The 26,287-nt window shown below is 63.8% G+C and carries 23 protein-coding genes; 14 read left to right on the top strand and 9 right to left on the bottom strand.

The features are described from left to right. The first annotated feature begins 241 nt into the window (after window positions 1-241). Window positions 242-925: a hypothetical protein gene (locus ASG57_RS37560; RefSeq protein WP_156402600.1), complete on the top strand. Its 684-nt coding sequence runs from the start codon at window positions 242-244 to the stop codon at window positions 923-925. Between the two features lie 722 nt (window positions 926-1,647). Here ASG57_RS37560 and ASG57_RS06695 read toward each other — a convergent pair. Both ASG57_RS06695 and ASG57_RS06700 read right to left on the bottom strand, forming a co-directional pair. Next, window positions 1,648-1,923, bottom strand: a complete 276-nt coding sequence (locus ASG57_RS06695) for an HGGxSTG domain-containing protein (RefSeq protein ID WP_024340206.1) — start codon at window positions 1,921-1,923, stop codon at window positions 1,648-1,650. After that, complete coding sequence (locus ASG57_RS06700) at window positions 1,920-2,555, bottom strand: hypothetical protein (protein ID WP_057195965.1); 636 nt, start codon at window positions 2,553-2,555, stop codon at window positions 1,920-1,922. Before ASG57_RS06700 ends, ASG57_RS06695 begins: the two co-directional genes overlap by 4 nt. A gap of 423 nt (window positions 2,556-2,978) precedes the next feature. On the opposite strand from ASG57_RS06700, the gene ASG57_RS06705 reads away from it, so the two are divergent. Next, entirely contained in the window at window positions 2,979-3,962 is a 984-nt protein-coding gene (locus ASG57_RS06705; protein ID WP_024340204.1) for a Bug family tripartite tricarboxylate transporter substrate binding protein, read from the top strand. Window positions 3,963-3,973: 11 nt separating this feature from the next. Here ASG57_RS06705 and ASG57_RS06710 read toward each other — a convergent pair whose 3' ends face one another. Beyond that, on the bottom strand, window positions 3,974-4,432 hold the full coding sequence (locus ASG57_RS06710) for an NUDIX hydrolase (RefSeq protein WP_024340203.1): 459 nt from the start codon (window positions 4,430-4,432) through the stop codon (window positions 3,974-3,976). 70 nt (window positions 4,433-4,502) lie between these two features. Continuing rightward, the gene (locus ASG57_RS06715) at window positions 4,503-5,468 is read right to left on the bottom strand and encodes a lytic transglycosylase domain-containing protein (protein ID WP_024340202.1); all 966 of its coding nucleotides are present in this window, start codon (window positions 5,466-5,468) and stop codon (window positions 4,503-4,505) included. Between the two features lie 184 nt (window positions 5,469-5,652). On the opposite strand from ASG57_RS06715, the gene ASG57_RS06720 reads away from it, so the two are divergent. Further along, window positions 5,653-6,687, top strand: coding sequence for a L,D-transpeptidase family protein (locus ASG57_RS06720; RefSeq protein ID WP_024340201.1), 1,035 nt, complete (start codon window positions 5,653-5,655; stop codon window positions 6,685-6,687). Here the strand turns inward: ASG57_RS06720 and ASG57_RS06725 are convergent. Both ASG57_RS06725 and ASG57_RS06730 read right to left on the bottom strand, forming a co-directional pair. Beyond that, window positions 6,684-6,959, bottom strand: a complete 276-nt coding sequence (locus ASG57_RS06725) for a hypothetical protein (RefSeq protein WP_024340200.1) — start codon at window positions 6,957-6,959, stop codon at window positions 6,684-6,686. The two genes, ASG57_RS06720 and ASG57_RS06725, sit on opposite strands and share 4 nt — an antisense overlap. Window positions 6,960-7,036: 77 nt before the next feature. Next, window positions 7,037-7,894 carry a VOC family protein gene (locus ASG57_RS06730; RefSeq protein ID WP_024340199.1) on the bottom strand — a complete coding sequence of 286 codons (858 nt, stop codon included), beginning with the start codon at window positions 7,892-7,894 and terminating at the stop codon, window positions 7,037-7,039. A gap of 323 nt (window positions 7,895-8,217) precedes the next feature. Between ASG57_RS06730 and ASG57_RS06735 the strand changes: the two genes are divergently transcribed. Further along, on the top strand, window positions 8,218-9,546 hold the full coding sequence (locus tag ASG57_RS06735) for a PQQ-dependent sugar dehydrogenase (protein WP_024340198.1): 1,329 nt from the start codon (window positions 8,218-8,220) through the stop codon (window positions 9,544-9,546). A 63-nt stretch (window positions 9,547-9,609) separates the two neighbouring features. Here ASG57_RS06735 and ASG57_RS06740 read toward each other — a convergent pair whose 3' ends face one another. Beyond that, window positions 9,610-10,410, bottom strand: a complete 801-nt coding sequence (locus ASG57_RS06740) for an SDR family NAD(P)-dependent oxidoreductase (protein WP_024340197.1) — start codon at window positions 10,408-10,410, stop codon at window positions 9,610-9,612. Between the two features lie 235 nt (window positions 10,411-10,645). Between ASG57_RS06740 and ASG57_RS06745 the strand changes: the two genes are divergently transcribed. Genes ASG57_RS06745 through cyoD form a run of 4 tightly spaced genes read left to right on the top strand, consistent with a single transcriptional unit; the run spans window position 10,646 to window position 14,493 of the window. Further along, the gene (locus ASG57_RS06745; RefSeq protein WP_024340196.1) at window positions 10,646-11,479 is read left to right on the top strand and encodes a cytochrome ubiquinol oxidase subunit II family protein; all 834 of its coding nucleotides are present in this window, start codon (window positions 10,646-10,648) and stop codon (window positions 11,477-11,479) included. Next, on the top strand, window positions 11,469-13,469 hold the full coding sequence (gene cyoB / locus ASG57_RS06750) for a cytochrome o ubiquinol oxidase subunit I (protein WP_057195978.1): 2,001 nt from the start codon (window positions 11,469-11,471) through the stop codon (window positions 13,467-13,469). The genes ASG57_RS06745 and cyoB overlap by 11 nt, the downstream gene beginning before the upstream one ends. Continuing rightward, window positions 13,469-14,110: a cytochrome (ubi)quinol oxidase subunit III gene (locus tag ASG57_RS06755; protein ID WP_024340194.1), complete on the top strand. Its 642-nt coding sequence runs from the start codon at window positions 13,469-13,471 to the stop codon at window positions 14,108-14,110. The genes cyoB and ASG57_RS06755 overlap by 1 nt, the downstream gene beginning before the upstream one ends. Next, entirely contained in the window at window positions 14,107-14,493 is a 387-nt protein-coding gene (gene cyoD, locus ASG57_RS06760; protein WP_057195966.1) for a cytochrome o ubiquinol oxidase subunit IV, read from the top strand. The genes ASG57_RS06755 and cyoD overlap by 4 nt, the downstream gene beginning before the upstream one ends. Before the next feature lie 283 nt (window positions 14,494-14,776). Here the strand turns inward: cyoD and ASG57_RS06765 are convergent, their stop codons facing one another. Continuing rightward, on the bottom strand, window positions 14,777-15,565 hold the full coding sequence (locus ASG57_RS06765) for a thermonuclease family protein (protein ID WP_024340192.1): 789 nt from the start codon (window positions 15,563-15,565) through the stop codon (window positions 14,777-14,779). A 201-nt stretch (window positions 15,566-15,766) separates the two neighbouring features. On the opposite strand from ASG57_RS06765, the gene ASG57_RS06770 reads away from it, so the two are divergent. From ASG57_RS06770 to ASG57_RS06780, 3 genes are all read left to right on the top strand, one after another. After that, complete coding sequence (locus tag ASG57_RS06770) at window positions 15,767-17,365, top strand: GMC family oxidoreductase (RefSeq protein WP_024340191.1); 1,599 nt, start codon at window positions 15,767-15,769, stop codon at window positions 17,363-17,365. 7 nt (window positions 17,366-17,372) lie between these two features. Beyond that, a complete protein-coding gene (locus tag ASG57_RS06775) occupies window positions 17,373-17,822 on the top strand; it encodes a gluconate 2-dehydrogenase subunit 3 family protein (RefSeq protein ID WP_024340190.1) in 450 nt (149 codons plus the stop codon). Between the two features lie 92 nt (window positions 17,823-17,914). Next, complete coding sequence (locus tag ASG57_RS06780) at window positions 17,915-18,934, top strand: S1C family serine protease (RefSeq protein ID WP_024340189.1); 1,020 nt, start codon at window positions 17,915-17,917, stop codon at window positions 18,932-18,934. A gap of 135 nt (window positions 18,935-19,069) precedes the next feature. On the opposite strand, the gene ASG57_RS06785 is transcribed toward ASG57_RS06780, so the two are convergent. Then, a complete protein-coding gene (locus tag ASG57_RS06785; RefSeq protein ID WP_024340188.1) occupies window positions 19,070-22,546 on the bottom strand; it encodes an indolepyruvate ferredoxin oxidoreductase family protein in 3,477 nt (1,158 codons plus the stop codon). A 162-nt stretch (window positions 22,547-22,708) separates the two neighbouring features. Between ASG57_RS06785 and ASG57_RS06790 the strand changes: the two genes are divergently transcribed. The 3 genes from ASG57_RS06790 (at window position 22,709) to ASG57_RS06800 (ending at window position 26,268) form a co-directional block, all read left to right on the top strand. Beyond that, window positions 22,709-23,662: a hypothetical protein gene (locus ASG57_RS06790; protein WP_024340187.1), complete on the top strand. Its 954-nt coding sequence runs from the start codon at window positions 22,709-22,711 to the stop codon at window positions 23,660-23,662. 228 nt (window positions 23,663-23,890) lie between these two features. Beyond that, on the top strand, window positions 23,891-24,604 hold the full coding sequence (locus ASG57_RS06795) for a cysteine hydrolase family protein (RefSeq protein WP_057195967.1): 714 nt from the start codon (window positions 23,891-23,893) through the stop codon (window positions 24,602-24,604). Continuing rightward, window positions 24,601-26,268 (top strand): hypothetical protein, encoded by a 1,668-nt coding sequence (locus tag ASG57_RS06800; protein ID WP_057195968.1) that lies wholly within the window; start codon window positions 24,601-24,603, stop codon window positions 26,266-26,268. The genes ASG57_RS06795 and ASG57_RS06800 overlap by 4 nt, the downstream gene beginning before the upstream one ends. Window positions 26,269-26,287: the final 19 nt, after the last annotated feature.

Here is a 26,287-nt window from a genome sequence, read left to right on the forward strand (position 1 = left end):
AGGTGTGGTGGTCATGGGCTGCTTCTCCGAGGTGTGGTGGTCATGGGCTGCTTCTCCGGATGCTGTAGGGTAGTCTTTACAGACTATCCCCGCGGGGGAAGCAGCCGGTCCATCCCATTAGCGGACATCCACTCGTTCAGTGAAAATTGAGGATGCGGCAATGCCGGAGGTTGACCAGGAGTAATTCCGCAATCAAAAAGACGATGCCCTGGTACGCGTAAAAACACGATCCGAGAATGGAATGCGTAATACTACGTTCGCCTTCCTTCTTACGCTCTTTTTGGCGGCGACCTTCGCGATAAGCTACATTCTTGCATTCGGATCTGGCGAGGCGGCTTGCATAGTTGCTCATACAGTCAGATTGCAGCTGAACGGGATCGAGTATCATATTCCGGCTGCGCTCCAGCCGTACTACTCGCCTGAACAAGCTTTATCAACGCGGGACTATCTCCTGAATAATCTTCGAACCAAGCACTATTGCCAATCTCCGCAGAGCCCGCCGGCGATGGTTAACAGTATTTCCTTTCCAAAGAAAAGTCTGATTGCTTGGGCTGGCGGGGGTACCGACCGTGCTGACCTTGCCGGTATTTTTCCTTTGGCCATCTATAGATCGCATATCGCGAGCCGCAGTGTTGCAGAAGGTGGCCAACCAACGCCAGGCGGCTTGTTTCGAAAAATCGTCCGAGAGCCATGGTTTGAGCTCACGTCGATCGAGCCCATTTTTTTTGGCTCCCTAGTCACAGCACAGTGCGGTCCCGCTGCTACCCAGCGACCAAGCAACAGCTGTACAATTCGCGGGCGGCTCCGCGACGGATCAGTCGTTTCGCTTGGCGTTCTCGACGTTGAGAAGCCGATCGATGTTTGGCCGCGGATGTTGCGGCAAGTCGAGGCGTTTATTTCGTCAATGGCAGTTGGCATTCGCTAGAACGAGGCGGCTGAGCAAAGACGGCGCTTGCTCGGACAAATTGCGACGTCTTCTTCTGGCCCATCGCCGCCGTATGCCAGGGTCGAGCACATGTCGTTTGTCAGGGTAAGAGCGGACCTCACTTAAACTCGGTCTAACCGTCGCGATTGACCCGAAGCGGATGTGGCCGCGGCTAATGGTAAGGTGGTTCGTGGTTCAACGTATAGAACTTTACCAATTTCCTGGACATATCGTTTGACGTGCTAGAGCCAAGTTAGTGGGGATTGCAGCTTGGTCCATGACGGAGTGGTGGGGATCATGCCGATAAGTAAGATGCCGGATTATCCCTCGTATATTGGCTATTGCCTTCTTTGGCTGGTTGCGGGTTTCGTCGTTTGGCTCTTTAGCATTGCGCTATTCGGGTCTGGACACTGGATCATTGGCGTTATTGCCATTCTCGCGACCATCGCTCTCTACTTCCGTCACGGAATGGCAATTGCAAAGCAGCGTAAACGATGGCTGCGCTTTTCATACGGCGCCCACTACCGGCGGTATTCTCTCCGAGAGCGTTTCGGCACAGCTTCTCTGTTTCGACGTCGTAACGAGAGCTGATCCGGTGCAAATCAGACTTCCGCTTCTGGCCCTTCTCGGGAGTCCGACAAAGACCGCTTTCGCGCCGCTTTGGAGGACGAGCGGACATCACTCACGCCTACTCTTGGCAGCAGATTTCATGAGTACGTACCCTAGTCGGACGCGATCTTCGCCAGCAGCGTCTCCGCGTCACTGATCAGCGCCCGGATCGCCCGCCGCTCAGCGATCCCCTCTTGTGTGAACGCGCCGTGCGTTTCGGCATTGCGGTTTCCCCGCGGCGCACCCGATCCCCGGGCGCCGCCGTGCATGCGGCAGCGGAACTTGCCGCGTATCGCGGGCGCGGAGCAGGCGAAGCCGCCGCGTGTGCGGGCGCCGCAGCGCGGGCTTGCCGACATCGCGTGCGTGTTGCGGATGTGACCGGTGCTCATGCGCTGGCGGCCTGCCCTGCGCCGGCCCATTCGGGGTCGCCGGCTGCGCGAGACGCGGCGTCCGGATTGGTGCCGATCAGATGCGCATGTTGCGTCAGATTGCCCACGATCGCTCGTCCGCCGTCCTGCACCGAGAGGTTTTGCACCGTGATCGCGCTTTCGTCGCTGTTGCGGTGGCGATTCAAGGCTTCGACCTGGGCGGCGAAGGTGCGGGCGAGCCGCGTCAAAGCGCGGGTCACGCCCTCCTGCTGCGGAAGATCGTCGGTGCAGGCCAGGCGGCATGCGCAGCGCATCGCCGCCATGTGCACCGACACCATCTGCGACACCAGCATCGCCTCGATGGAATCCTTCGGGGCGATGCTCCTGATCGTCGAGATCATGAAGGCAAGATTGGCCTCGTCGGGCTTCTGCCCGACAGCGCTGGCCTTGACCAATTGCCTCAGCATGCCGTGCAGCGCATCGCGGTCGGCCGCGCCCAGCGCCTCGGCCAGCAGCCGCTCGCCCGCTTGCGGGTCGGGATGGCTGATCGCGATGCGGCGCTTGTAGAGTTTGACGCGCGGGTTCGCGGCGGGGCTGCTGCCATCGCTTGCCGCGAGCGGCGAAGTGTTGAGGGGCTGGAGGGCTGTCGTCATGTGCTGTGTCCTGTGAAGGCAGGCGCGGACGGCCGTTCGCTGCCGCGCGCGAATGCGAATTCGAAACGTCGATGAAGGGTTTAGGCCGCAACGGCGCCGGGGAGGCTCTACTCGGCAAGGCGGGACGCTTGCGAGTGTTGCGATGATGCCATCCTGCCACTGTTTTGCCCGACGAGTCAAAATCGAATTCGTAAATCCGGAAATGGCCCAATCCTCGGCGCAAGCTCTTGGATCGACGAGGTCTCCTACTGTGCATGGGGTTGTTTTCGCATTTTTTGTTCGAAGACAGCGTTTGCCTGCCGTGCCGCGGAATGCCGGCGCTCAAACGCGATTGCGAAATCCGGCGCGGCCGCTAATCATGCGGTCGAAGGCGCCGCACCAACAAGCATGCACAAGCGGCGCCAAGAGGTCTGGGAGATACGAATGCAACGAACGGCTCGCGTGCTGGCAGTCATCGCCGGATTATGCGCTTTGGTGCTCGCGACAGAGGCTCCGGCGCAGAAATATCCGTCGCGGCCGGTCAAGATCATGGTCGGCTTCAGCGCCGGCGGGCCGGTCGACGTCGTCGCACGGATCGTCGGGGATCGCTTGAGCAACAAGCTCGGCCAGCCCTTCGTCGTCGAGAACCGGGCCGGCGCCAACGGCATGATCGCCGCCGAGGGCGTGGCGCGCGCCGATGCGGATGGCTACACCATCCTCGCCTGCAATTCGTCCACGATCACGCTCAACAAGACGCTGTTCAAGGATATCCGCTACGATCCGCAAGCCGACTTTGCACCGCTGACCACGGTGGTGTCGGCGCCGCTCGTTCTCGTCGTCAATCCCGAGAACCCCAAGACGGCCAACGTCAAGACGGTGGCCGATCTCGTTGCCGCGGCCAAGGCCGCGCCCGGCGCGCTCGCTTACGGTTCGGGTGGTAACGGCAATCTGGCCCATCTCGCCATGGAGCTGCTCAGCCAGAAGGCCGGCATCAAGATGATCCACGTGCCCTATCGCGGCGGCTCGGCCGCCGAGGTCGGCGTTCTCGCGCAAGAGGTGCTGGCGGTGTTCGATCCGCTCTCGGCCGTGCCGCTGGTGAAGGCCGGCAAGCTGCGCGCGCTGGCGGTATCGTCGGCCGAGCGGCTGCCGGCGCTGCCCGATGTGCCCACCGTCGCGGAAGCCGGCTATCCCGGCTTCGACATCTCGTTCTGGGTCGGCTTCTTCATGCCGAAGGCAACGCCCGCGCCGATCCTGGAGACGCTGCACCGGGAGATCTTGGCAGCCGCCAAGGATCCGACGGCCCAAGAAAAGCTCGGCTCGCAGGGTGTCGTCAGCGTGCTCAGCCAGACCGAATATGCCGCGAAGATCGCGAAGGAGACCAAGGAGCTTGCCGAGGTCGTGACGGCGGCGAACATCAAGGCGGAGTAGGGCGCGAAGCGCTATCCGCCGATCAGCTGCTCCAGGCGGTCGAGCAGCGGGCGCTGTCCGGCGTTGATCTTCTCCCGGGCCGCGTCGAGCGCAAACCATTCGGCGCGATCGACTTCCGGAAAGGCCTGCCGCCTGCCGCTGCGCGGCGGCCATTCCATCTCGAACGTGTTGCTGCGAACGCTGCGCACGTCGACATCCAGCTCGGCCGCGAACGCGGTGACGAGCTTGCCTCCGCGCTGCCTGATCTCACCGAGCGCGATCAGCGGCGCGGACGGCTCGAGCCCGAGCTCTTCGGCAAACTCCCGCCGCGCCGCGACTTCCGCGTCTTCGTCGTCGGCATATTCGCCCTTGGGGATCGACCAGGCGCCGAGATCCTTGCTGCGCCAGAACGGCCCGCCGGGATGGACGAGGAGCACCTCGAGCTTGCCGCGCTTCCGATAGGCGATGATCCCGGCACTCTTGGATGGCATTGCAGGTTCCGTGCAGCAGCGCTCCGGCTTTCTCCTCGGAAACGTGGAGCCGCGCAACGGGCGGCTCCGATCACGAACCGGACGGCCGTTCGCCCGATGCGAAGCGAACGGCGCGCGCCTTCGCGCTCTTGCCGGCCGCGCGTGCCGCGATCATGCTGCGTCCCTTGCGCTGGGCCGCCGCATTGTTCCGCAATTGGGTTGCAAACCGCTTGCGCGCACGGTTCGTCGTCGACCGGGCGGCGACCTGCTCGGCCTTGCGAATGATGCTCGCAACCGAAGTCGTCAGGTTCACCGGAACCCAGGCGACGTCCTTGGCCTTGGAGAGGCTGCCGATGCCCTCGCAGGGTGCTTCGCGCGGCAGGTCGATCCGGATCGCGAGCGCCTCGGCGCGCTCGGTCCAGTCTTCGGCCTGGGTGCCGGTGATGATGCGGACGTAATCGCGGGTCTCGCGCGGCAGCTGGCCCTCTCTCGCAAGCCACTTCTGGACGCGGCCCGGACCGGCATTGTAGGCGGCTGCGGCGAGACCGAGATTGCCGAAATCGTCGCGCAGCTTGCGCAGGAACTTCGCCGATGCGGGCAGCGCCTTCATCGGATCGAAGGGATCATCGAGTCCGACTTCGGCGGCCGTACCCGGCATGAATTGCGCGACGCCCTGCGCGCCGGCATGGCTGACCTCGTTGGGCTTGAAGCGGCTCTCCTGCCAGATCAGGCGCGCGAAGAACGGCACCGGAATGCCGCTGGACTCCGCGGCTTCGCGCAGAGCGTGGCAGAGCTTCTCAGTTGGTGAAACCGGTTCCTCGGCGCCGGGCTCGTTCGCGCGCGGCGGCGCGGGTGTTTCCTCATACGCCGCGCGCGCGTTGGCGACGTCGATGGCCTGCACGCTGGCAAGGAAGAGCTCGACCACAGGAACAAGTGGCGAGGCGTGATTGTTCTTGAGAACGGCGGTGTCGGTAGCTGGTGTTTGCCGCGACGTCGACGGATCGAGGTCGCACATCAGAAGCAGGAACGCGGCGCAAGCCGCGACGACAAATCGCATTTGCTGGGACAACCTCGAACTGTGGGGTGAACGGCCAGCGATGCGCCGGCGACAGGAAGTTGTTAACCCTCCGATTGCGGCAAAGCTGCGATCTCGCCGGTTCCTTCGGTGTTACTACGGTGTTCCCAGAGAGAAACTGTCCGCGGGTTTGCAGATCGTCATTTTGCCATTGGGACGAGCGATCATGATGCGATGGATGCTTGGCGTGGTGATGTCGCTGTGGCTGATCAGCCCGGTGCTCGCGGGCAATCTCGATGCGAAAGCGGTGAACGATGCGCCGCGTCCCGTGAAAGAGCCGTCCGCTGACAAGCTCAATCCTGCAGTCGTGAAGCTTCAGGTACTGCTCGACCGCGCGCAATTCTCGCCCGGCGAGATCGACGGCAAGCTGGGTGAGAACGCGCAGAAGGCGCTCAAGGCATTCGCGGAGCAGAACGGCATCGCATTCGACAAGGCCATATCGCAGGAGCTCTGGGACAAGCTGACATTGGCGAGCGAAGCTCCCGTCCTCCTCGACTACAAGATCGACGATGCAGACCTGAAGGGGCCGTTCATCAAGAAGCTGCCCGCCAAGCTCGACGACATGAAGTCGCTAGAGGCACTGGGCTACACCAGTCCGCTCGAAGGGCTCGCGGAAAAATTCCACATGAGCGCGGATCTGCTCAGGGCCCTCAACCCGGGCAAGGCCTTCGACAAGATAGGGGAGACGATCGTTGTTGCAAACGTTCCGGCCCGGCGAGAGCTGCCGCGCATGGTTCGGCTCGAGGTCGACAAGGAGAACGGGACCTTGAAAGCGTTCGACGCAAGCGGCGCTTTGCTGGCGTTCTACCCGGCGTCAATCGGCAGTCCGGACCGTCCGACGCCGAGCGGTACGCTCAAGGTGACCGGCGCGCACGAGAATCCGACCTACCGCTACAATCCCGACTACAGGTTCAAGAACGTCAAATCCAAACGGCCCTTCGACATCAAGCCGGGTCCGAACAACCCCGTGGGAGCTTATTGGATCGGCCTGTCGGCGCAGGGCTACGGCATCCATGGTACGGCCGAGCCCGACAGGGTCAGCAAGTCGGCGTCTCACGGCTGCGTCAGGCTGACCAATTGGGATGCGCGCGTGATCGGCGAGAACGTCAAGCGCGGCACGCCCGTGGTCTTCCTCGAGCCGCCGACGGGTACGTCCTCGACGAGACAGGGCAGCCCCGTACAGAAGCGCGCCTCGAACTAGTCCTTGGGAAAATCCTTGCGCATCGCGATCTCGGCGGCGTCGCCCGGCGACAGCACGGCCTGGTCGAAAGCCGGTTGCGGCCTCGTCATGATGTCGTAAAGCGAGATGCCCTTGACCGGCTTGCCCATGAGCTCGCGGACGCATTCGGCGAGCGTGCCGTTGTAGACGAGATAGGGCGGACCGCGGTCCTTCTGTCGCTCGCCATTCAGCGACGGCCACTTCTTCAGCTCGGCCGGCGCGTCATAGGCGATCGGCGATCCCTCTTTGAACATGCGTATGGTCCCAGCGACTTGGATTCCCGGAGTCCTACCGGCCGCTGGGTAAACATTCGTTAAAGAATTGGTTCAAGTCAGCCGGACACGAAGGCGAGCAGGGTGCCGTTGGCCCTGGCCGGCGGCACGCAGATCGCATCGCCGCTTCGCACGGCAGCCGAACCCAGCGCTCTTTCCGTTGCCGCGAGATCGCCGCTGATGAGCACCAGCGCAGCGCCGCCACGCTCGGAAAGCCCGGCGAGCGGCACGCCGGGATAACGCTTGCCGAGCTGTTGCAGCGTCAGATAGACGAAGTCGGCGCGATCTCCGCCGGAGGGCACGGTGACCGCGCCGTCCGCATCGGCCGTCGGCGTGCGGTCGATCAGCCGGCCGAGATGCGCGGCTTCCTTCGCGGGGTCCGGCGTTGCGATCAGCGTCTGCTTGATCCGCTTCGCCGCATTGGCGTGCTTTATCAGTTCCGGAATCCAGACGGTCTCGCGGGTTTTGTGCTGGCAGGCGAAAATGCGCACGCCGCCGGGCGCCTCCGCGGTCGGCCACAGGAAAGTGCGGAATTTTGCTGCCGAGACCGTGCCATCGGGCAGCGTCACCGGCCGTTCGAAATCGGTCGGGCCGATCGGCTCCAGGCCGCGTGCGCGGATCTCCTCGGCGCCGGCTGCGGAATCGACCGCGGTGAAGGCGATGCGCTCGATACCCTCGCCGTGCTTGTCGAGGAAGGCACGCGCGGGAGCGTTCAGCTCGGTCGCAGCGAGCACGCCGAGCAGCTCCATGTAGTCGGGGTCGAACATGATGGTGTAATTGCCCGTGCCCATATGGACGCTGTGGGTCCCGCGCGGGGACACGGTGAAGCCAAGCTGCCGATAATTCTCGGCGGCCTTGTCGAGGTCCTTCACCATGACCACCGCGTGGTCGATACCGATGACGTTCTTGAGGGCCACTGTTCTTTCCCCGCACGAGCAGACTGACTTTGGCCGCGGCAGCGGCGACGACTCCTCTCTACGATGGATGGGCAGTCAAGTCATTTTTCAATTCGGTGGGGGAAGCCGGTTTTCGCTCCGCGCGAGGCGTCCTCGCGACGACATGCCGCTCATCGAAGAAGTGGCGGATCGCCGGGTTCGGCGCCAGGATGATCGCCCCCGATCCGGTTGAAGGCACACGGCCCCCAGCGCCGCATGGGAATCTGCAAGGCGAAGGACTTGCTGCCGAACGCTTGCGGGTCGGTCGACGTTGACGTTTGCTGGGGGCAAGGCCGGAGGACGACGTGAAGAACAGAATTTGGTCAATTGCGATTTGCGCCGAGCTGCTGGTTGCGGCTGGCGCGCAGGCCGAGCCGGCATTGCAGGGCAAGGATGCTTACGGCGACTGGCGGGCCGACAAGCCCGGTACGGTCAGGCTGATCCGCCCGCAGGATCTGGTGAAGCCGGGCGCTACACGGTCGGTTGCCAGTTCCGCGCGCGTGGTGCCGCGTCCGCGAGACGCCTCTCCCCAGGTGCCGGCTGGTTTCAAGGTCGAACTGTTCGCCGAAGGCCTGCGCGCGCCGCGCATCATCCGCGTGGCGCCGAATGGTGATGTCTTCGTTGCGGAGACGCGGACCGGCAATATCCGCGTGCTGCGCCCAGGCGAAGGCGGCAAGGTTGCGACCAATGAGGTGTTCGCCAGCGGCCTGCGGCAACCATTCGGCATCGCCTTCTTTCCGAGCGGCGACAACCCGCAATGGGTCTACATTGCGAACACCGACAGCGTCGTCCGCTTTCCTTATCAGGCCGGTGATCTCAAGGCGCGCGGCAAGGCCGAGACTATCGTGTCGAGCCTGCCGCATGACGGCGGCCATTCCACCCGCGATATCGTCTTTACGCCCGACAACAAGCGCATGCTGGTTTCGGTCGGCTCGCTCAGCAACGTCGCTGAGGGCATGGGCACGCCGCCGGGCGGACTGGAGGCCTGGTCGAAAGCGCAACCGCTTGGCGCCACTTGGGCGAGCGAGACCGAGCGCGCCGCCGTGCTCGCTTTCAGCCCTGATGGCAAGGAACGGAAGATCTACGCCACCGGTATCCGCAACTGCGTCGGCCTCGCGATCCAGCCGCAGACAGGCCAGCCCTGGTGCTCGAACAACGAGCGCGACGGGCTCGGCGACGATCTCGTGCCCGACTACGTCACCAGCGTGAAGGAGGGCGCGTTCTACGGTTGGCCTTGGTTCTATATCGGCAACAATGAAGACCCGCGCCATGCCGGTGCGCGGCCGGACCTCAAGGACAACGTGACGGTGCCCGACGTGCTGATCCAGCCGCATTCGGCTTCGCTCGCCATGACGTTCTATCAAGGCACGCAGTTTCCGCCGGAGTACCAGGGCGACGCCTTCGCCGCCCAGCACGGTTCATGGAACAGGTCGAAGCGAACCGGCTACAAGGTGATCCGCATCAGGATGAAGGACGGCAAGCCGACCGGCGAGTATGAGGATTTCGTGACGGGCTTCGTGGTGAGCGACACGGAGGTGTGGGGGCGTCCGGTGGGCGTGGCGGTGGCAAAGGATGGATCGCTGCTGGTCTCGGAGGATGGCAACGGCACGATCTGGCGGGTGAGCCGGCAGTAATGGAATCTGCCGCGAGCAGCTGCCTTCGCCTCTCCACGCCAGCGGGAGAGGGAGAAGAACGATCTACCCCCGCCTTACACTGGCGCCGCCATCCACCGGCAGCGTCACGCCTGTAATGAAGTTCGCCTCATCCGATGCCAGGAACAGCGCCGCGTTGGCGACGTCCCATCCGGTGCCCATCTTCCTGCGCAGCGGCACCTTGCTGTCGCGCTCGGCTTCGACCTCGGCGCGCGTCTTGGACCATTCGCGGGCGCGGGTGTCGACCGCCATGGGCGTGTTCATCAGGCCGGGCAGGATGACATTGGCCCGGATGCCGTATTCGGCGTTCTGGTAGGCGAGCTGTTCGGTGAAGGCGATCATCGCCGACTTCGTCGCCTTGTAGGCGACATAAGGATAGGTCGTGATCGCGGCCATCGATGAGATGTTGATGATCGCGCCGCTGCGTTGCGCTCGCATGATCGGGATCACCTCCTTCGCGGCAAGGATGCAGCTCTTCAGGTTGATGGCGACGACGCGGTCGAACGCCTCTTCGGTCAGCTGCAGCAACTCGGCATCGCCGCCGGCGAGGCTGACGCCGACATTGTTGTGCAGTACGTCGATTCGTCCCCAGCGTGTTTGCGCATCTGCCACCATCGCGTTGATGTCGGCGGCCTTGGTCACGTCGGCCTTGAAGGCCGTGGCGGTGCCTTCCCGGGCGGTGATCATCGCGACCGTTTCCTGCGCCGAGTCCAGATGATGATCGACGCAAAAGACCTTCGCACCCTCGCGCGCGAAGGTGAGCGCGGTGGCACGGCCGTTGCCCATGCCTTCGCCGGGGCTTTGCCCGGCTCCGACCACGATCGCAACCTTGTCCTTCAGGCGCATCTCGGTTCACTCCCTCATATTTTCGTGCAGATTAGCAATCGCCCCGGTCGCAGAGAAGGGCGCGGCTCCTGCGTTCATGTCATTGACATCGCATGGAATTGCATGTCGCGGCAGGCCTGTCGCGCCTCGCTGCCCCCTTCAATCCAGGAACCGTTCTGAGGTCGCGGCGTTTGCTGCCGGAGCCTTTCCCGCGCTAGGCTCTGCGTCGGGGTTTCCCAACCGCCAGTGCTCACCGATGAATCTGCTCGATCCGCAAGGGCCCGTGGCTGCTGGCAACAGCACGATCCTGGTCGATTCCGTCTTCATCATGCTCGTGATCGTGGTGCCGACCATCTTCGCGATTCTCGGCTTTGCGTTCTGGTTTCGCGCGTCCAACCCGAGAGCACGATATCGGCCTGGTTTCGTCTACTCCGGTCGCATCGAGATGGTGGTGTGGGCGATCCCGGCGCTCACCGTCATCCTGCTCGGGGGCGTCGCCTGGATCGGCTCGCACCAGCTCGATCCTGCCGCGCCGGTGCCGGGGACCGGCAGCCCGGTGCGCATCCAGGCCGTCTCGCTCGACTGGAAATGGCTTTTCATCTATCCCGATCAGCGCATCGCCACCGTCAACACCCTCACGGTGCCGGCCGGTGCCGAGCTGAAATTCCAGCTGACGTCGTCGAGCGTGATGAACACGTTCTTCATCCCGCAGCTCGGCAGCATGATCTACACCATGAACGGCATGGTGACGAAGCTGAACCTGCGCGCCGACAATGAAGGCAAGCTTCAGGGCCTGTCGGCGCATTTCTCCGGCGACGGATTTCCCGACATGATGTTCGACGTCAACGTGGTCTCGCCGCTCGCTTTTCCGGAGTGGGTCGCGACCGCGGCGAAGACGGATGCCGTGCTCAATGAGAACAGCTACAGGAAATTGATGCAGCAGGGCATCGAGAAAGACCGGCCGGTGTACCGCCTCGAAGACCCGCGCCTGTTCGAGCTGATCGCGACCCAGCACATTCCGCCGGGACCCGGGCCGGAGCGAATCTCCGATGCCGGCCGTCCGCACAGTGGAGGCCACGATGCTCGGTAAGCTCGATTGGTCGGCCATTCCGTTGGATCAGCCGATACCACTCATTGCGGGCGCCGTGGTGCTGGTCGCGATCCTCGGCGTCCTGACGTGGGTCGTGGTGAAGGGTCATCTTAGCTATCTCTGGAACGAATGGATCACCAGCGTCGATCACAAGCGCATCGGGGTCATGTATGTGCTGCTGGCTTCGGTGATGCTGCTGCGCGGCGGCAGCGACGCCATCATGATGCGGATTCAACAGGCCGTCGCCTATCAGTCGCAGGGATATCTGCCGCCCGAGCACTACAACCAGATCTTCTCGGCGCACGGCACCATCATGATCTTCTTCGTGGCGATGCCGTTCGTGATCGGCCTGATGAACCTGATCGTGCCGCTTCAGCTCGGCGTACGCGACGTCGCTTTCCCGACACTGAATTCGGTCGGCTTCTGGCTGACCGCGAGCGGAGCACTGCTGGTCAACATCTCGCTCGTGGTCGGCGAGTTCGCGCGCACCGGCTGGCTCGCCTTTCCGCCCCTGTCGGAACTGTCCTACTCGCCCGGCGTCGGCGTCGACTATTACGCCTGGTCACTCCAGATCTCCGGCATCGGGACGTTGGTGGCCGGCATCAATCTCGTCACGACCGTGCTGAAGCTGCGCACCAAGGGCATGAATTATCTGCGTATGCCGATGTTCTGCTGGACCACGCTGGCCTCGAATCTTCTCATCGTGGCAGCCTTCCCGATTCTTACCGCCACCCTGGCGATGCTGCTGCTCGACCGTTACCTCGGCTTCCACTTTTTCACCAACGAGGCCGGCGGCAACGTCATGATGTTCATGAACCTGATCTGGGCCTGGGGCCATCCGGAGGTCTACATCCTGGTGCTGCCGGCCTTCGGTATCTTCTCCGAGGTAGTCTCGACCTTCTCCGGCAAGGCGTTGTTCGGCTATCGCTCCATGGTGCTTGCGACGATGGCGATCTGCGTCATCTCCTTCATGGTCTGGCTGCATCACTTCTTCACGATGGGCGCAGGCCCGAACGTCAACGCAATCTTCGGCATCGCCAGCATGATCATCGCGGTGCCGACCGGCGTGAAGATCTACAACTGGCTGTTCACGATGTATGGCGGCCGCATCCGCTTCGCGACGCCGATGCTGTGGGCGGTCGGCTTCATGGTGACGTTCATTATCGGCGGGTTGACGGGCGTGCTGCTTGCGGTGCCGCCGGCTGATTTCATCCTTCACAACAGCATGTTCCTGGTCGCCCACTTTCACAACGTCATCATCGGCGGCGTGCTGTTCGGCGCCTTCGCCGGCTTCGAATACTGGTTTCCGAAGGCGTTCGGCTTTCGCCTCAACGAACGCTGGGGCAGGGCTGCGTTCTGGTTCACCTTTCTCGGCTTCTTCATCACCTTCATGCCGCTCTACATCGTCGGTATGCTCGGCATGACGCGGCGGATGCAGCATTACGACGTCGCAGCATGGCGGCCCTGGATGATCGTTGCGGCGGTCGGCGTGGCAGTGCTGACGATCGGCGTGATCTGTCAGATCGTGCAACTCGTGGTCAGCATCCGCAACCGGGAGGCCTTGCGCGACCGGACCGGCGATCCCTGGGATGGGCGTTCGCTGGAATGGGCGACTTCGTCACCACCGCCGGTCTTCAATTTCGCGTTCAATCCCGACGTGCGCGGCGAGGACGCCTATTGGCACATGAAGGCCCGTGCCAAACAACAATCGCCCGAGCGCGACGGGCCGGAATATCAGGACATCGAGATGCCCCGGAACTCGCCGACCGGGTTCGTCTGCGCGTTCTTTGCCACCATCATGGGTTTTGCGCTGATCTGGCACATCTGGTGGATGGTGATCGTGGGCGGCCTCGGCGCGTGGGCGACCTTCGTCGTGTTTGCCTGGCGCGACCATGACGAGTACGTCATTCCGGCCGAGGAGGTCGCAGTGATAGATCGCGTCAATCTCGAGCAGCGGCGCGGCCTCGTCAGCATGGCGGAGGTTGGCTGATGTCGATCACGGCCACTGCCGGCCATGCGCACACCGATCCCCATCAGATCGGCGTCCTGATCGAGCATCCTGGACCCGCCCCGAAGCGGATCGTGACCGCCTACGGCTTCTGGATCTTCCTGCTCTCCGATATCGTGATGTTCTCCTGCTTCTTCGCGGCCCACGCCGTGCTGGCTGGCCAGACCGCCGGAGGCCCGAGGGGATCGGAGATATTCGAGCCGAGCTACGTCGCGATCGAGACGGTTTGCCTGCTGCTGTCGAGCTTCACCTGCGGCATGGCCAGCATCGCGGCCGATGTGCGCAATCGGCTGTGGTTCCATGTCTCGATGGCGATCACCTGTGCGCTCGGGCTCGTGTTCCTCGTGCTCGAGTTCCGCGAGTTTGCCGATCTGATCGCACGCGGCTACGGTCCCTCGCGTAGCGCTTTCCTGACCTCGTTCTTCTCGCTGGTCGGTTGCCACGGGCTGCATGTCTCCGCAGGCCTGCTTTGGCTCCTCACCATGATGGCCCAGGTCTTCGCAAAGGGCTTTCGTGCCGACATCCTGCGCCGGATGACGTGCTTTGCACTGTTCTGGCATGCGCTCGACATCGTCTGGGTCGCTGTGTTCTCCGTTGTCTACCTGCTCGGGAGCGCGCCATGAGTGATCAGACGCATGGGATGGGCAGGAATGACCTCGCACCGGGCGAGGAGGAGCAGCACAGTGTCGGCGCCCGCATCCTCGGCTACGTCGTCGGCCTCGTTCTGGCGCTGCTGCTCACGGCAACATCGTTTTTCATCGCCGGAACGGATCTGGTCTGGCAGCCATCGATCCCGGTCGCGCTGATCGTGCTTGCGATCGCGCAGATGGGCGTTCATCTGGTGTTCTTCCTGCACATCACCACGGGTCCTGACAACACCAACAACGTGCTGGCGCTCGCCTTCGGTCTTCTGGTCGTCTTCCTCGTGATCGGAGGCACCATCTGGATTATGGCAAATCTGAATGCCAACATGCCGCCCATGGATCACATCCTGCGGATGCAGTGATAGCGCCCTTTGGTGCGACGAGATTGGAGCCGGTCGGTGTTCGGCAAAGAGTCACCTTTGCTCCAGCGACGCACAAAAAAGAAGAGCCGCTTGTGGTGACAAGCGGCCCAAGTCGAGGGAGGAAACGCCCAAGCAAGGCAATCGGGCCGAAGCCGGATTGCTGCCAAGGAAACGCTCGCGCGAAGCGCTTGCGTACGCATACAAATGCAGCAATTGCCGGTACGGTTCAATTCCGGATCAATACGGTCTCGAACTACCACTCACGGATGCGTAAGGAAGTTGTTCACCTTGGCCGACGGCAATTGTAGGCCTTGCGGAAGCCGGCCGCCTGGGCGTCGTCCTCCGAGCAGAACCAGCGGTCCGGATTGGTGGTCGCGGGATAGCTTGGGCAGCCCCGCAGATGATAGATGCCGACATTGCCGGTGACGCGCGCGCGCACCGCGAGCTTGCCTTTGATGCTGCAGCCCGGCGGCATGATCAGCTCCTCCGGAAACAGCACGGCGCGGATCTCCTTGTCGCGATCCGGGCGGCAGGCCGTGCCCAGCAGCGCGCCGTCCTTCTTGCCGGCCCGAAAATCTTGCGGTGCAACAAAGCAGCCCTTCCAGATTCCGGCCGCAGCCGCCTTGGCCTCAGCGGCTGCCTGCTTGACGTTGGCCTTGATCGGCTCGCGCGCGAGGGCAAAGCCGAGCTTGATCAGCTGCTCGTTCAGGCTGGCCTTGTCGCCTTCGGCCGTGCAGATTGCGCGATGGCGCTTGCCAAAGCTCTTTTCCGGCCCGACGTCGTCGCAGCGCACCGTCCGTTTGTTAATCAACTTCGTCAGCTGGTCGCGGGCCTCGATGCCGCACGTCCAGGAATCGGCGTGATCGTCGATGCAGATCTGGTCCAGCTCGGGTGCGTCGATGCCGTCGAGCCGGTAAGTGACATCGCCGATCTGGACAGAGTTGCCGTCACGCACCGTTGCGGCACCGGTCAGCGCGGAGACGGGCCCGGAGGAGGCCAGAAATCCGGACGAGGTGAAAAACAAAGCGAGCGCAAAAGCGCGGGCGTCGGCAAAGAAGTTCTGGAAGGACATACAGTCTCGCTATCGATGGCTCGTGCATCCCGTTCCTAGCATCCGGATGTGGCGATACCAATGGTCTGCGTCTCGCGAAGTGCGAACATTCCGGGCTCGTGGCTTTACTCAACCCGTGCTCTGATCCTATCGTTCGCCGGCCTCGCTGACCGCGAAAGGCCGAATCGCCCGAAAAGCGGCGAGGGGGAGGAAAAGGTTGCGATGAAAGACCCCGTGGACGTCCTGATCATCGGCGCCGGCGCTTCAGGCGCGGCGGTGGCGTGGTCGCTGGCCGAGACCAAGATGCACATCCTCTGCATGGAGCAGGGCGGCTGGATGAACCCAGCGGAATACCCCAGCACCGGGCGGGATTGGGAGGCCAAGTTCTACGGCGAATGGTCGTCGAGCCCCAACGTCCGCGGCCGGCCCGAAGACTATCCGATCAACGACGACAACTCCCCGATCAAGGTCGTCAACTACAATGCGGTCGGCGGCTCGACGGTGATGTACACGGCGCACTGGCCGCGGCTGCATCCCTCCGACTTCAAGGTGAAGACGCTCGACGGCGTCGCCGACGACTGGCCGATCGATTACGACGCCTTGACCCCGTTCTTCGAGGAGAACGATCGCATGATGGGCACGTCCGGTCTGTCAGGCGATCCTCTCTCGCCGTTGACGCATCCGCCGATGCCGCAACAGCCGCTCGGGTTGTCCGGCGCCATCATCGCGAAAGCCATGAACAAGCTCGGCTGGCATTGGTGGCCCTCGGACACGACGGTTGCGACCATGGACTATGAGGGCCGGGCGCGCTGCATCAATCTCGGCCATTGCACGCCGGCCTGCGCGCAAGGCGCGAAATCCTCGACCGACATTACCTACTGGCCGCACGCCATCCGGGCCGGTGTCGAGCTGCGCACCCATTGCCGGGTGCGCGAGATCACAACCGACGAGAACGGCATGGCCTCGGGCGTGGTCTATTACGACAAGGACGGCGTCGAGCAGTTTCAACCCGCCCACGTCGTCATCATCGCCTGCAACGGCGTCGGCACGCCACGCCTGCTATTGAACTCGGCTTCGGGACGCTTTCCGAACGGTCTTGCCAATTCGTCCGGCCTCGTGGGCAAGAACCTCATGTTCCATCCCTATGCGCAGATCTACGGATTCGTGAAGGAGCCGACGGACAGCAATCGCGCGCCGCCGACCTGCCTGTGGAGCAAGGAGTTTTACGACACCGACCTATCGCGCGGCTTCGTGCGCGGCTACGCCATCCAGTTCGGCCGCGGCGCGGGGCCGGTGTTCGAGGCGGTCGCGAGCGAGCAGAAAGGCATTCTGCCATGGGGCGCCGACCATCATGGCGTATTCCGCAGGCTTAACGGTCATCGGCTCGCGGTGTCGGCAATCTGCGAGGATCTGCCCGAGGAGCACAACCGCGTCACGCTCGATCCCGTGCTGAAGGACAGTCACGGAATCCCTGCGCCCAAGATCGACTATACAATCAGCGAGAACAGCCGGAAAATGATGGAGCACGGGTTGGCGCGTGGCCGGGAGATTCTCGAGGCCGCCGGCGCGACCGACATCTGCATCAACAATCCGATCCCGTGGGGTGGCTGGCACCTGCTCGGCACCGCGCGCATGGGCACCGACCCCCAACGTTCCGTCGTCAACGAATGGGGCCGCTCGCACGATGTGAAGAACCTCTTCATCGTCGACGGCAGCATTTTCGTGACCTCGGGCGGCGTGAACCCGACCTCCACCATCCAGGCCCTCACGCTGTACATCGCCGACCAGATGAAGCAGCGTTTGGCCAATCTGTTCGATTGAGGCCGTCATGTCCGCAGACACTCTATTGACACGCAGGCAGCGCGACGATCTCCGAACCGTCGCCGCGATGATCATTCCCGCGAGCGACGAATACAAGGTGCCCGGCGCCGACGATCCCGCGATCCAGGCTGACATGCTGGCAACGCTTGGCCGCGATACCAAGTTGGTCGCGGCGGCGCTGGATCATCTGGCACGGCTCGCCGGCGCGCCGCTCGCCGAGCTCGATGCCGCCAGGCGCGATGCCGTGGCGCAGGAGTTTCGCAAGCAAGGCGGTGCCGCCGCCGCAACGCTCGTCCGCGTCGTGCTGCAATGCTATTACCGCGACGACCGCGTGCTGCGCTCGCTCGGGCTCGAGCTGCGTGCGCCATTCCCCAGGGGGCACGTGCTCCCGGATGGGGACTGGTCGCTGCTCGACCCGGTCAAGGCAAGGGGAGGATCGCTGAGGCGGGCGCCCTAGCCATCTGGGCAGTCCAGCCCCGCGCTCCAGGTGGACGCCTTGCGCGGCAGGGGGCAGACCACCATCTGTGTGAGCCTTCAAGGACGCCTGCCATGTTGGATTTCACCTCGGACATCATCGATGACGCTTCGTCATCGCGAACGACTCCATCTGCCCCGGTTGACGACGGGCCGCTGCTGGATGCCTATTCCAGTGCCGTGATCGACGTGACCGACCGCGTCGGTCCCGCCGTCGTGCGCGTCGAGACCGGGCCGAAAGTGCCGAACGGCCGCGAGCGCGGCGGGCTCGGTTCGGGCATCGTGATCTCGCCCGATGGACTCGTGCTCACCAACAGCCATGTGGTCGGCTCCTCCAAGGAGATCCGGCTGCGCGACGTCGAGGGCCATGCCGGCGATGCGCAGGTGCTCGGTGTCGATCCCGACACCGATCTTGCGCTCTTGCGCGCCAACGGCGTTCGCCACTTGCCCTATGCCGCGCTCGGCAATTCCAAGACGTTGCGGCGCGGTCAGCTCGTGGTCGCGATCGGCAACCCGCTCGGCTTCGAATCGACCGTGACCGCCGGCGTGGTCTCGGCGCTCGGACGCTCGATCCGCTCGGTGAGCGGGCGCACCATCGAGGACGTGATCCAGACCGATGCCGCGCTCAATCCCGGCAATTCCGGGGGGCCGCTGGTGTCGTCGAATGCCGAGGTGATCGGCATCAACACTGCCATCATCAACGGCGCGCAAGGAATCTGCTTCGCGGTCGCCAGCAACACGGCGCAATTCGTACTGTCGGAGATCATCCGCCATGGCTATGTCCGCCGCGCCTATATCGGGGTCGCCGGGCAGACCGCGCCGATCCCGCGACGACATGCGGTGCTGGCCGGGGTCGAGAACAAGATGGGCGCCCTTCTGATGCAGATCGAGCCAGACGGACCTGCGGCGAAGGCGAGCCTCTTGCCCGGCGACGTCGTGATCAGGCTCGACGGCGTCGAGATCAACGGCGTGGACGATCTGATCCGCGTGCTCGACCGCGACCGGATCGGCCGGCGACTGGCCATGGACGTGTTGCGGCTGGGTCGGCTGCGGGCGATCGACATCGATCCGATCGAACGCAAACCGGCGCGCTAGCGCGGAGCAGTGGCGAGCACGTCTCCGCAATCTCGTCATTGCGAGCGCAGCGAAGCAATCCAGAACTTTCTGCGCAAGCAGTCTGGATTGCTTCGTCGCAAGGGCCCCCCGCATCGCAAGCGCCTTCGCTCTCCGCTACTCCGCCGCCGCTGCGAAGCGGCTGTTCTCCAGCTCCGCTTCCAGCCGCGCCGTCTCGGCGGCCGCCAGCTTGATGTTCGATTCCTTGATATGGCCGAAGCCGCGGATGCTCTCTGGCACGCGCGCGAGGCGCGTCAGCAGCGGGAGCTGCTCCGCCTTCAAGCCCGCGATTCGCTGATCGATCATGCTGAGATAGTCCGCGACCAGCTTTCGCTCGGTCCGACGTTCCTCGGTGCGGCCGAACGGATCGAACGGACCGCCGCGCAGGAACTTCAGCTTTGCCAGCACGCGGAAGGCGTGGATCATCCAGCTGCCGAACTCCTGCTTCTGCAGCCGGCCCGTCGTCTTGTCGCGCCTTGCGAAGATCGGCGGTGCCAAGTGGTACTTCAGCGCGAAGTCGCCCTCGAACTTCTCCGACACCTTGTTGGCAAAGCTGCCGTCGGTATAGAGCCGTGCGACCTCGTACTCGTCCTTGTAGGACATCAGCTTGAACAGGTTCTTCGCGACCGCCTCGGTCAGCTCCGTAGCGGCAGGCGAAACGGCGCTCTCCGCCTTGCGCACCTTGGCGACAGCCGTGAGATAGCGGTTAGCATAGGCCTTGTCCTGGTAGGAGGTCAGGAACTCGGCGCGGGTGGTGATGATGTCGTCGAGCGATTTCGTCGGCGCGGATGCGCGGCTCTTGAACTGGAGCACGCTGCGCACCCGCGACATGTCGTGGGCGGCGAGCCGGCCCCAGGTGAAGGCGAGCTTGTTCATCTCGATCGCGGCGCCGTTGATCTCGATGGCGCGGAGCAGGGCCTCCAGCGACAGCGGGAACGCGCCCTTCTGGAACGCAAAGCCGAGCATGAAGGGATTGGTGGCGATGCTGTCGCCCATCAGCGCCGCGGCGATGCCCGTGGCATCGATGATGTCGAGGTTCTTGTCGCCGATGGCATCGCGCAGCACGGTTTGCATCGTGCCCATCTCGAAATCGAGATCGGGGTTCTGCACGAAGCTCGCGGTCGGCAGCAAATCGGCGTTGATGTAGGCCTTCGTCACGCCGCGTTCGGCGCGGCTGAGCGCCGAAGGACCTGCCGAGACGATCATGTCGCAGCCGAGGATGACGTCGGCCCCGCCGGTGGTGATACGGACCGCGGAGATGTCCTCCGGCCTGGGCGCGATGCGGACATGGCTCATCACCGCACCGTTCTTCTGCGACAGGCCGGTGAAATCCAATGCCGAGCACCCGCGGCCGTCGACATGGGCGGCCATGCCGAGCAGCGCGCCGATGGTAATGACACCGGTGCCGCCGATGCCGGTGACGAGGATGTTGTAGGGCCCGTCGAGCTCTCGCGCGGGCGGCAGCGGCAGATCGGCGAACAGCTGTCCGGAATCGACCGCCGAGGTCTTCATGCGCTTCAGCGTTCCGCCATGCACGGTGACGAAGCTCGGGCAAAAGCCCTCGACGCAGGAGAAGTCCTTGTTGCAGTTCGACTGGTCGATCTGGCGCTTGCGGCCGAACTCGGTTTCCAGCGGCTGCACCGAGACGCAATTGGAAGCCTGCGAGCAGTCGCCGCAACCTTCGCAGACGAGCTCGTTGATGAAGGCGCGCTTGGCCGGATCGGGATAAAGCCCGCGCTTGCGGCGTCGGCGTTTCTCAGCGGCGCAGGTCTGGTCGTAGATGATGACGGTGAGGCCCTTGATGTCGCGCAGCTCGCGCTGCACGGCGTCAAGCTCGCGGCGGTGGTGGATGGTCGCACCTTGCGGGAAGTAGTTGCCTTGCGGGTATTTGCTCGGATCGTCGGAGACGATCGCGAGCCGCTTGACGCCCTCGGCCCAGACCTGATGCGCGATCTGTGCGACGTTGAAGGCGCCTTCAGCCGGCTGGCCGCCGGTCATCGCCACGGCGTCGTTGTAGAGGATCTTGTAGGTGATGTTGATGCCGGCAGCGGAGGCGGCGCGAAGGGCGAGAAGGCCGGAATGGGTGTAGGTGCCGTCGCCGAGATTCTGGAAGATGTGCGTCTCGGTGGTGAAGGGCGACTGGCCGATCCAGTTCACGCCTTCGGCGCCCATATGAGAGATCAGATCGGTGCGGCGGGTGGGCATGCTCAGGGCCATGCCGTGGCAGCCGATGCCGGCCATGGCGCGGCTGCCCTCAGGCACGCGCGTCGAGGTGTTGTGCGGGCATCCCGAGCAGAAGAACGGCGTCCGCGCGAGCTTGATCGGCGCGCTCGTGGTGACAGGATGGTCGAACGCTTCGAGCCGGGCGAGACGCTGTTCCAGCACCGGGCTGTGATGCCCGAGCTTGCGCAAACGGGCCACCAGCGCGGACGCAACGATGGTCGGCGTCAGCTCGCCCTCGCTCGGCAGGAGCGGCGCACCGCGCTCGTCGCGCTTGCCTGTGACCGTCGGGCGCCTGGACGCATCGACGTTGTAGAGGATGCGCATCAGCTGGTCTTCGATGAAGCCGCGCTTCTCCTCGACCACCAGCACGTCCTGAAGACCTTCGGCGAAGCGCTTGGCGCCGCTTTCCTCCAGCGGCCAGGTCATCGCCACCTTGTAGATGCGAAGGCCGAGGTCCTGCGCGTCCTTGTCGGTGATGCCGAGGTCGGCGAGAGCCTGGCGCAGATCGAGATAGGCCTTGCCGGTCGCGACGATACCGAGCCGTGCCGGCTTGGAATCGAGCACGATGCGATCGAGCTGGTTGGCGCGGGCGAAGGCCTGCACCGCCGCCATCTTCGGGCCGAACAGGCGCTTCTCGGCCTCGAGCGGCGGATCCGGCCAGCGGATGCTGAGGCCGCCGGGCGGCATCTCGAAATCGTCGGGCAGCCTGATCTGAATGCGTTCCGGATCGCTGTAGATCGAGGCCGAACTCTCGACCGTCTCGCTGATGGCCTTGAACCCGACCCAGCAGCCGGAGAAGCGCGACAGCGCAAAACCATAGAGGCCGAGATCGAGATAGTCCTGGAGCGTCGCCGGATTGATCACCGGGATGAGCGCGGCCGCGAACACCTGCTCGCTCTGATGCGCCAGCGTCGAGGACTGGCAGCCGTGGTCGTCGCCCGCAAGCGCCAGCACGCCGCCATTGCGCGAGGTGCCGGCCGCATTGGCGTGCTTGAGCGCATCCACCGAGCGGTCGACGCCGGGCCCCTTGCCGTACCAGATCCCGAACACGCCGTCGACCTTGGCGCCGGGAAACAGCCCGACCTGCTGGCTCCCCCAGACCGCCGTCGCGGCCAGATCCTCGTTGAGGCCAGGGACGAAGGCGATGTCGTGCTGCTGGAGGTGCGCCTTCGCCCGCCACAAAGCGTGGTCGTACATGCCGAGCGGGGACCCGCGATAGCCCGAGATGAAGCCGCCGGTGTTGATGCCCTGAAGCCGGTCGCGTTCGCGCTGCAACATGGGTAGTCGAACGAGGGCCTGGGTGCCGGACAGGAAGATCCGCTTCGATTCGAGCCGGTATTTGTCATCCAGCTCGACTTGCAACAGCGTCATTTCAGAGATCCTCGTCTCGTTCGGCGTGGGGTGCTGCGCTGCGGAAGGGACTGCGGCTGCGCGACGCGAATTGTGACAGTCAAAAGCATGCAACGGCGAAGTCAATATCGCTGGCCGCATCCGTGGCGCTCCTGCTACTCATGGCTGACCGTGGAGAGCACCATGACCGTAAACGCATTCGACGCCGAGATCACTGACACCGCCGAGGCGCTGATCGGGCCGTGGCGCAAGCCGCGCCAGATGCTGCAAGCGCAAATCTACGACGCGCACGCCTCCATCCACGACGACGCCACCGCGCAGAAGCTCGGCTTCAAGGGCGGCACCATCGAAGGGCCGACCCACTTCAGCCAGTTCGCGCCGCTCGGGGAACGGCTATGGGGACGTGCCTGGTTCGAGACGGGTTGCCTTTCCGCGCATTACCGCAGCGTCTGTTACGAAGGTGAGGAGGTGCAGGCGATGCTGTCGAAGCCGCTGTCGGGCACCAGCCAGTGCCAGATCCAGATGGTCAAGCGCGACGGCACCGAGGTGCTGCGCGGTACTGCCTCGGTCGGCGATGCGCCGGTTGCGACGGCGCTCGAGACGCGTCTCGGCGAGCTCAAGCCGCTGACGGATCCCGTGATCTTGCGCGATGTGAAGGTGGCGAAGACGGGCAAACGCCAGTCGGTCCGCATGGCCTTCGAACAGAACATGGGCGACCTCTATCCGTTTTCCCTCCGGCAGAAGCTGGCCGTCATCACGGAGAACTCGCCGTACTACTCGGGCACGGAAAATCCGTGGGGCAAGCCCATCATTCCGATGGAGATGCTGAGCGTGCTGTTCCAGTATCGCTCCAAGGACGATCCGCTACCCGCCAAGGGGCCGGCGGTCGGCCTGTTCGCCGATCAGGAGATCCGTCTGGTCAAGGGACCGCTCTTTGTGGACGAGGAGTACGAAGTTGAGCGTGAGGTGGTCGCGCTCTCCGGCAGTCGCCGCACCGAAAGCGCCTGGGTCAAGACGCGCGTGTTCGACAAGGCGAATGCGGTGGTCGCCACCATGCTGCTCAACATGGCGACGCTGAAGGACTCGTATGCGCCGTATGAGGAGGAGTATCGGCAGTTGTATGGAGCAGGGCACTAGGCGCGAGGCTTCGCTCCGCGCGCCCCGGCATTGCGGCGGAGGCCGCCCATCCTGTAGGCAAATGCACGTCGCAGAGCCGTCGCACAGGGAGTAAGCAGACGTCGGCAGTCGATATAACCATCTGACTAAACAGTAAATTCGCGCGTCGCCCACGCTCCATCGTAATTGTACACAATGGCACGGCGCTTGCAGAACTCCGATCAAGAGAGTTCTCGCGGGGCCTGCGTCATGTTGAACTCACCCGAGCCGACAAGGGGCGTCATCAGCGCCGAGCCCGAGCCGATCGAGCTCGACTGGTCCAAGAGCGCGCTTCTCATCATCGACATGCAGCGTGATTTTCTCGAGCCCGGCGGCTTCGGCGAAACGCTCGGCAACGACGTCAGCCAGCTTTCGCGCGCGGTGAAGCCGATCGGCGCGGTGCTGACGGCGGCGCGCGACGCCGGCATGCTGGTCATCCACACGCGCGAGGGGCATCTGCCTGATCTGTCCGACGCGCCAAGGGCGAAGATCGAACGCGGTGCGCCGAGCCTCCGCATCGGCGATGCCGGCCCGATGGGGCGCATTCTCATCCGCGGTGAGGCGGGTCACGACATCATACCCGAGCTGTATCCGCTCGACAGCGAGATCGTGATCGACAAGCCGGGCAAGGGCGCCTTCCACGCCACCGAGCTGGGCGAGGTCCTCGAGAGGTACGGGATCGAGAATCTTCTGGTGTGCGGCGTCACGACGGAAGTGTGTGTGAACACCACGGTGCGTGAGGCCAATGACCGCGGCTATCGCTGCGTCGTCATCTCCGACGGCTGCGCATCCTACTTCCCCGAGTTTCATGCGATGGGCCTGAAGATGATCAAGGCCCAGGGCGGCATCTTCGGCTGGGTCGCGAGCTCAGCCGCAGTCTTGGAGGCGATGACGAGTTCGACCACTTTGGGGGCAACATCATGAGCACATTGACGGGGACGACCGGCAAGTCTGAAATCGATGCGTCCGGGTTCAAGCCGGCGCTCTGGACATCGGGCGACTGGAACGCGCTTTTCGGCTTCGGCACCAACATTCTCGTCAACATGCTGGTGCTCACGGGACTCTTGCGCTTCGTGCTGAAGATGCCCGACAGCCTCGTGTTCGGCGGCATCCTGCCGGCGCTCGGGCTGATGATGTGCCTGTCGACCTTCTACTACGCGTACCTTGCCTACCGGCTGGCACAGAAAACGGGCCGCAACGACGTCTGCGCGCTGCCGTCCGGCGTCAGCGTGCCGCACATGTTCATCGTTACCTTCGTGATCATGCTGCCAATCACGCTGAAAACCGGTGACCCGCTCAAGGGCTGGTCGGCTGGCCTCGTCTGGGTGTTCTTCCAGAGCTTCATTCTCATGATCGGCGGTTTCATCGCTCCGTTCATCCGCAGAATCACCCCGCGAGCGGCGCTGCTCGGTACGCTGGCCGGTGTCTCCGTCACCTTCATTTCGATGCGGCCTGCGCTCGAAATGTACATGACGCCGCAGATTGGCTTGATCTGCTTCGCCATCATCCTGGTGAGCTGGTTCGGCGGCGTGAAATACTGGCGCGGCATTCCAGCGGGCCTCGTGGCCATCGCCGTCGGCATGATCATCGCATGGGGCTCGAACCTGTTCGGCCTTGGCCTCGGCGGCATGAGCATCGCAGGCGTAGGCGCGGCCTTTGCCAATTTCGGCTTCTCGGTGCCAATTCCAGCGCTGGGTTATGTCTTCTCCGGCTTCGAATTCCTCGGCATCATCCTGGTCACCGCCATTCCGTTCGGCATCTATGACCTCGTCGAAGCCATGGACAATGTCGAGAGCGCGGAGGCTGCGGGCGACGACTACCCGACCACGCGCGTACTGACGGCGGATGGCGTTGTCAGCCTGATCGGCTGCCTGATGGGCAATCCCTTCATCAACGCAGTTTATATCGGTCATCCCGGCTGGAAAGCGATGGGAGGTCGGATCGGCTACTCCGCGGCGACAGGCATCATGGTGGTCGTGCTGTCCTGGTTCGGCATCATTTCGGTGCTGCTGGCGCTCGTACCCGTTGTCGCGATCTCGCCGATCCTGCTCTACATCGGCATGCTGATCGGTGCGCAGGCGTTCCAGACCACACCGGTCAAGCACGCGCCCGCCATCGTGCTGGCGCTGACCCCGCATCTGGCCGCCTGGGCCAAGCTCCAGATCGACACGATGCTCGGCTCCACCATGACAGCAGCAGCCACGGTTGGAGGCTTGGCGGCCGACAAGGCCGACGCGGTCAAGGCGGCCGCGATTGCCGCCCTGCCGCAGCAGGGCGTGTTCTATCATGGCCTCGAGGTGATGGGCGGGGGATCCATCCTCGGCGGGCTGATCCTCGGTGCGATCGGCGTCTTCATCATCGAACGCGATTTCGAGAAAGCGTCCGCCTTTGCGCTGGTCGGGGCGATCCTGACCTACTTCGGCTTCATGCACGGCGAGGCCGTCGGCATCGGCGGCGGCTTCGGCGTGACGCCCGCGGTCGCACTGGCCTACGCCGTGATGGCCGCCGGCCTGTTCGCAGCCGGCAAGCTCGGCACCAGCGAGCATTACGTCGCGCATCCGGAGATGACGGCCGCGCCGGCGGAGTAGTGATGAATCGGAAGCCTTG

The sequence above is a fragment of the Bradyrhizobium sp. Leaf396 genome (assembly GCF_001424605.1).
Taxonomy (GTDB): Bacteria; Pseudomonadota; Alphaproteobacteria; order Rhizobiales; family Xanthobacteraceae; genus Bradyrhizobium; species Bradyrhizobium japonicum_C.

Excerpts from the sequence above, each read along its gene's own strand:
- ASG57_RS37560 (WP_156402600.1), top strand. The coding sequence starts at position 242 with ATGCGTAATACTACGTTCGCCTTCCTTCTTACGCTCTTTTTGGCGGCG.
- ASG57_RS06695 (WP_024340206.1), bottom strand. The coding sequence starts at position 1,923 with ATGAGCACCGGTCACATCCGCAACACGCACGCGATGTCGGCAAGCCCG.
- ASG57_RS06700 (WP_057195965.1), bottom strand. The coding sequence starts at position 2,555 with ATGACGACAGCCCTCCAGCCCCTCAACACTTCGCCGCTCGCGGCAAGC.
- ASG57_RS06705 (WP_024340204.1), top strand. The coding sequence starts at position 2,979 with ATGCAACGAACGGCTCGCGTGCTGGCAGTCATCGCCGGATTATGCGCT.
- ASG57_RS06710 (WP_024340203.1), bottom strand. The coding sequence starts at position 4,432 with ATGCCATCCAAGAGTGCCGGGATCATCGCCTATCGGAAGCGCGGCAAG.
- ASG57_RS06715 (WP_024340202.1), bottom strand. The coding sequence starts at position 5,468 with ATGCGATTTGTCGTCGCGGCTTGCGCCGCGTTCCTGCTTCTGATGTGC.
- ASG57_RS06720 (WP_024340201.1), top strand. The coding sequence starts at position 5,653 with ATGATGCGATGGATGCTTGGCGTGGTGATGTCGCTGTGGCTGATCAGC.
- ASG57_RS06725 (WP_024340200.1), bottom strand. The coding sequence starts at position 6,959 with ATGTTCAAAGAGGGATCGCCGATCGCCTATGACGCGCCGGCCGAGCTG.
- ASG57_RS06740 (WP_024340197.1), bottom strand. The coding sequence starts at position 10,410 with ATGCGCCTGAAGGACAAGGTTGCGATCGTGGTCGGAGCCGGGCAAAGC.
- ASG57_RS06745 (WP_024340196.1), top strand. The coding sequence starts at position 10,646 with ATGAATCTGCTCGATCCGCAAGGGCCCGTGGCTGCTGGCAACAGCACG.
- cyoB (WP_057195978.1), top strand. The coding sequence starts at position 11,469 with ATGCTCGGTAAGCTCGATTGGTCGGCCATTCCGTTGGATCAGCCGATA.
- ASG57_RS06755 (WP_024340194.1), top strand. The coding sequence starts at position 13,469 with ATGTCGATCACGGCCACTGCCGGCCATGCGCACACCGATCCCCATCAG.
- cyoD (WP_057195966.1), top strand. The coding sequence starts at position 14,107 with ATGAGTGATCAGACGCATGGGATGGGCAGGAATGACCTCGCACCGGGC.
- ASG57_RS06765 (WP_024340192.1), bottom strand. The coding sequence starts at position 15,565 with ATGTCCTTCCAGAACTTCTTTGCCGACGCCCGCGCTTTTGCGCTCGCT.
- ASG57_RS06770 (WP_024340191.1), top strand. The coding sequence starts at position 15,767 with ATGAAAGACCCCGTGGACGTCCTGATCATCGGCGCCGGCGCTTCAGGC.
- ASG57_RS06775 (WP_024340190.1), top strand. The coding sequence starts at position 17,373 with ATGTCCGCAGACACTCTATTGACACGCAGGCAGCGCGACGATCTCCGA.
- ASG57_RS06780 (WP_024340189.1), top strand. The coding sequence starts at position 17,915 with ATGTTGGATTTCACCTCGGACATCATCGATGACGCTTCGTCATCGCGA.
- ASG57_RS06785 (WP_024340188.1), bottom strand. The coding sequence starts at position 22,546 with ATGACGCTGTTGCAAGTCGAGCTGGATGACAAATACCGGCTCGAATCG.
- ASG57_RS06790 (WP_024340187.1), top strand. The coding sequence starts at position 22,709 with ATGACCGTAAACGCATTCGACGCCGAGATCACTGACACCGCCGAGGCG.
- ASG57_RS06795 (WP_057195967.1), top strand. The coding sequence starts at position 23,891 with ATGTTGAACTCACCCGAGCCGACAAGGGGCGTCATCAGCGCCGAGCCC.
- ASG57_RS06800 (WP_057195968.1), top strand. The coding sequence starts at position 24,601 with ATGAGCACATTGACGGGGACGACCGGCAAGTCTGAAATCGATGCGTCC.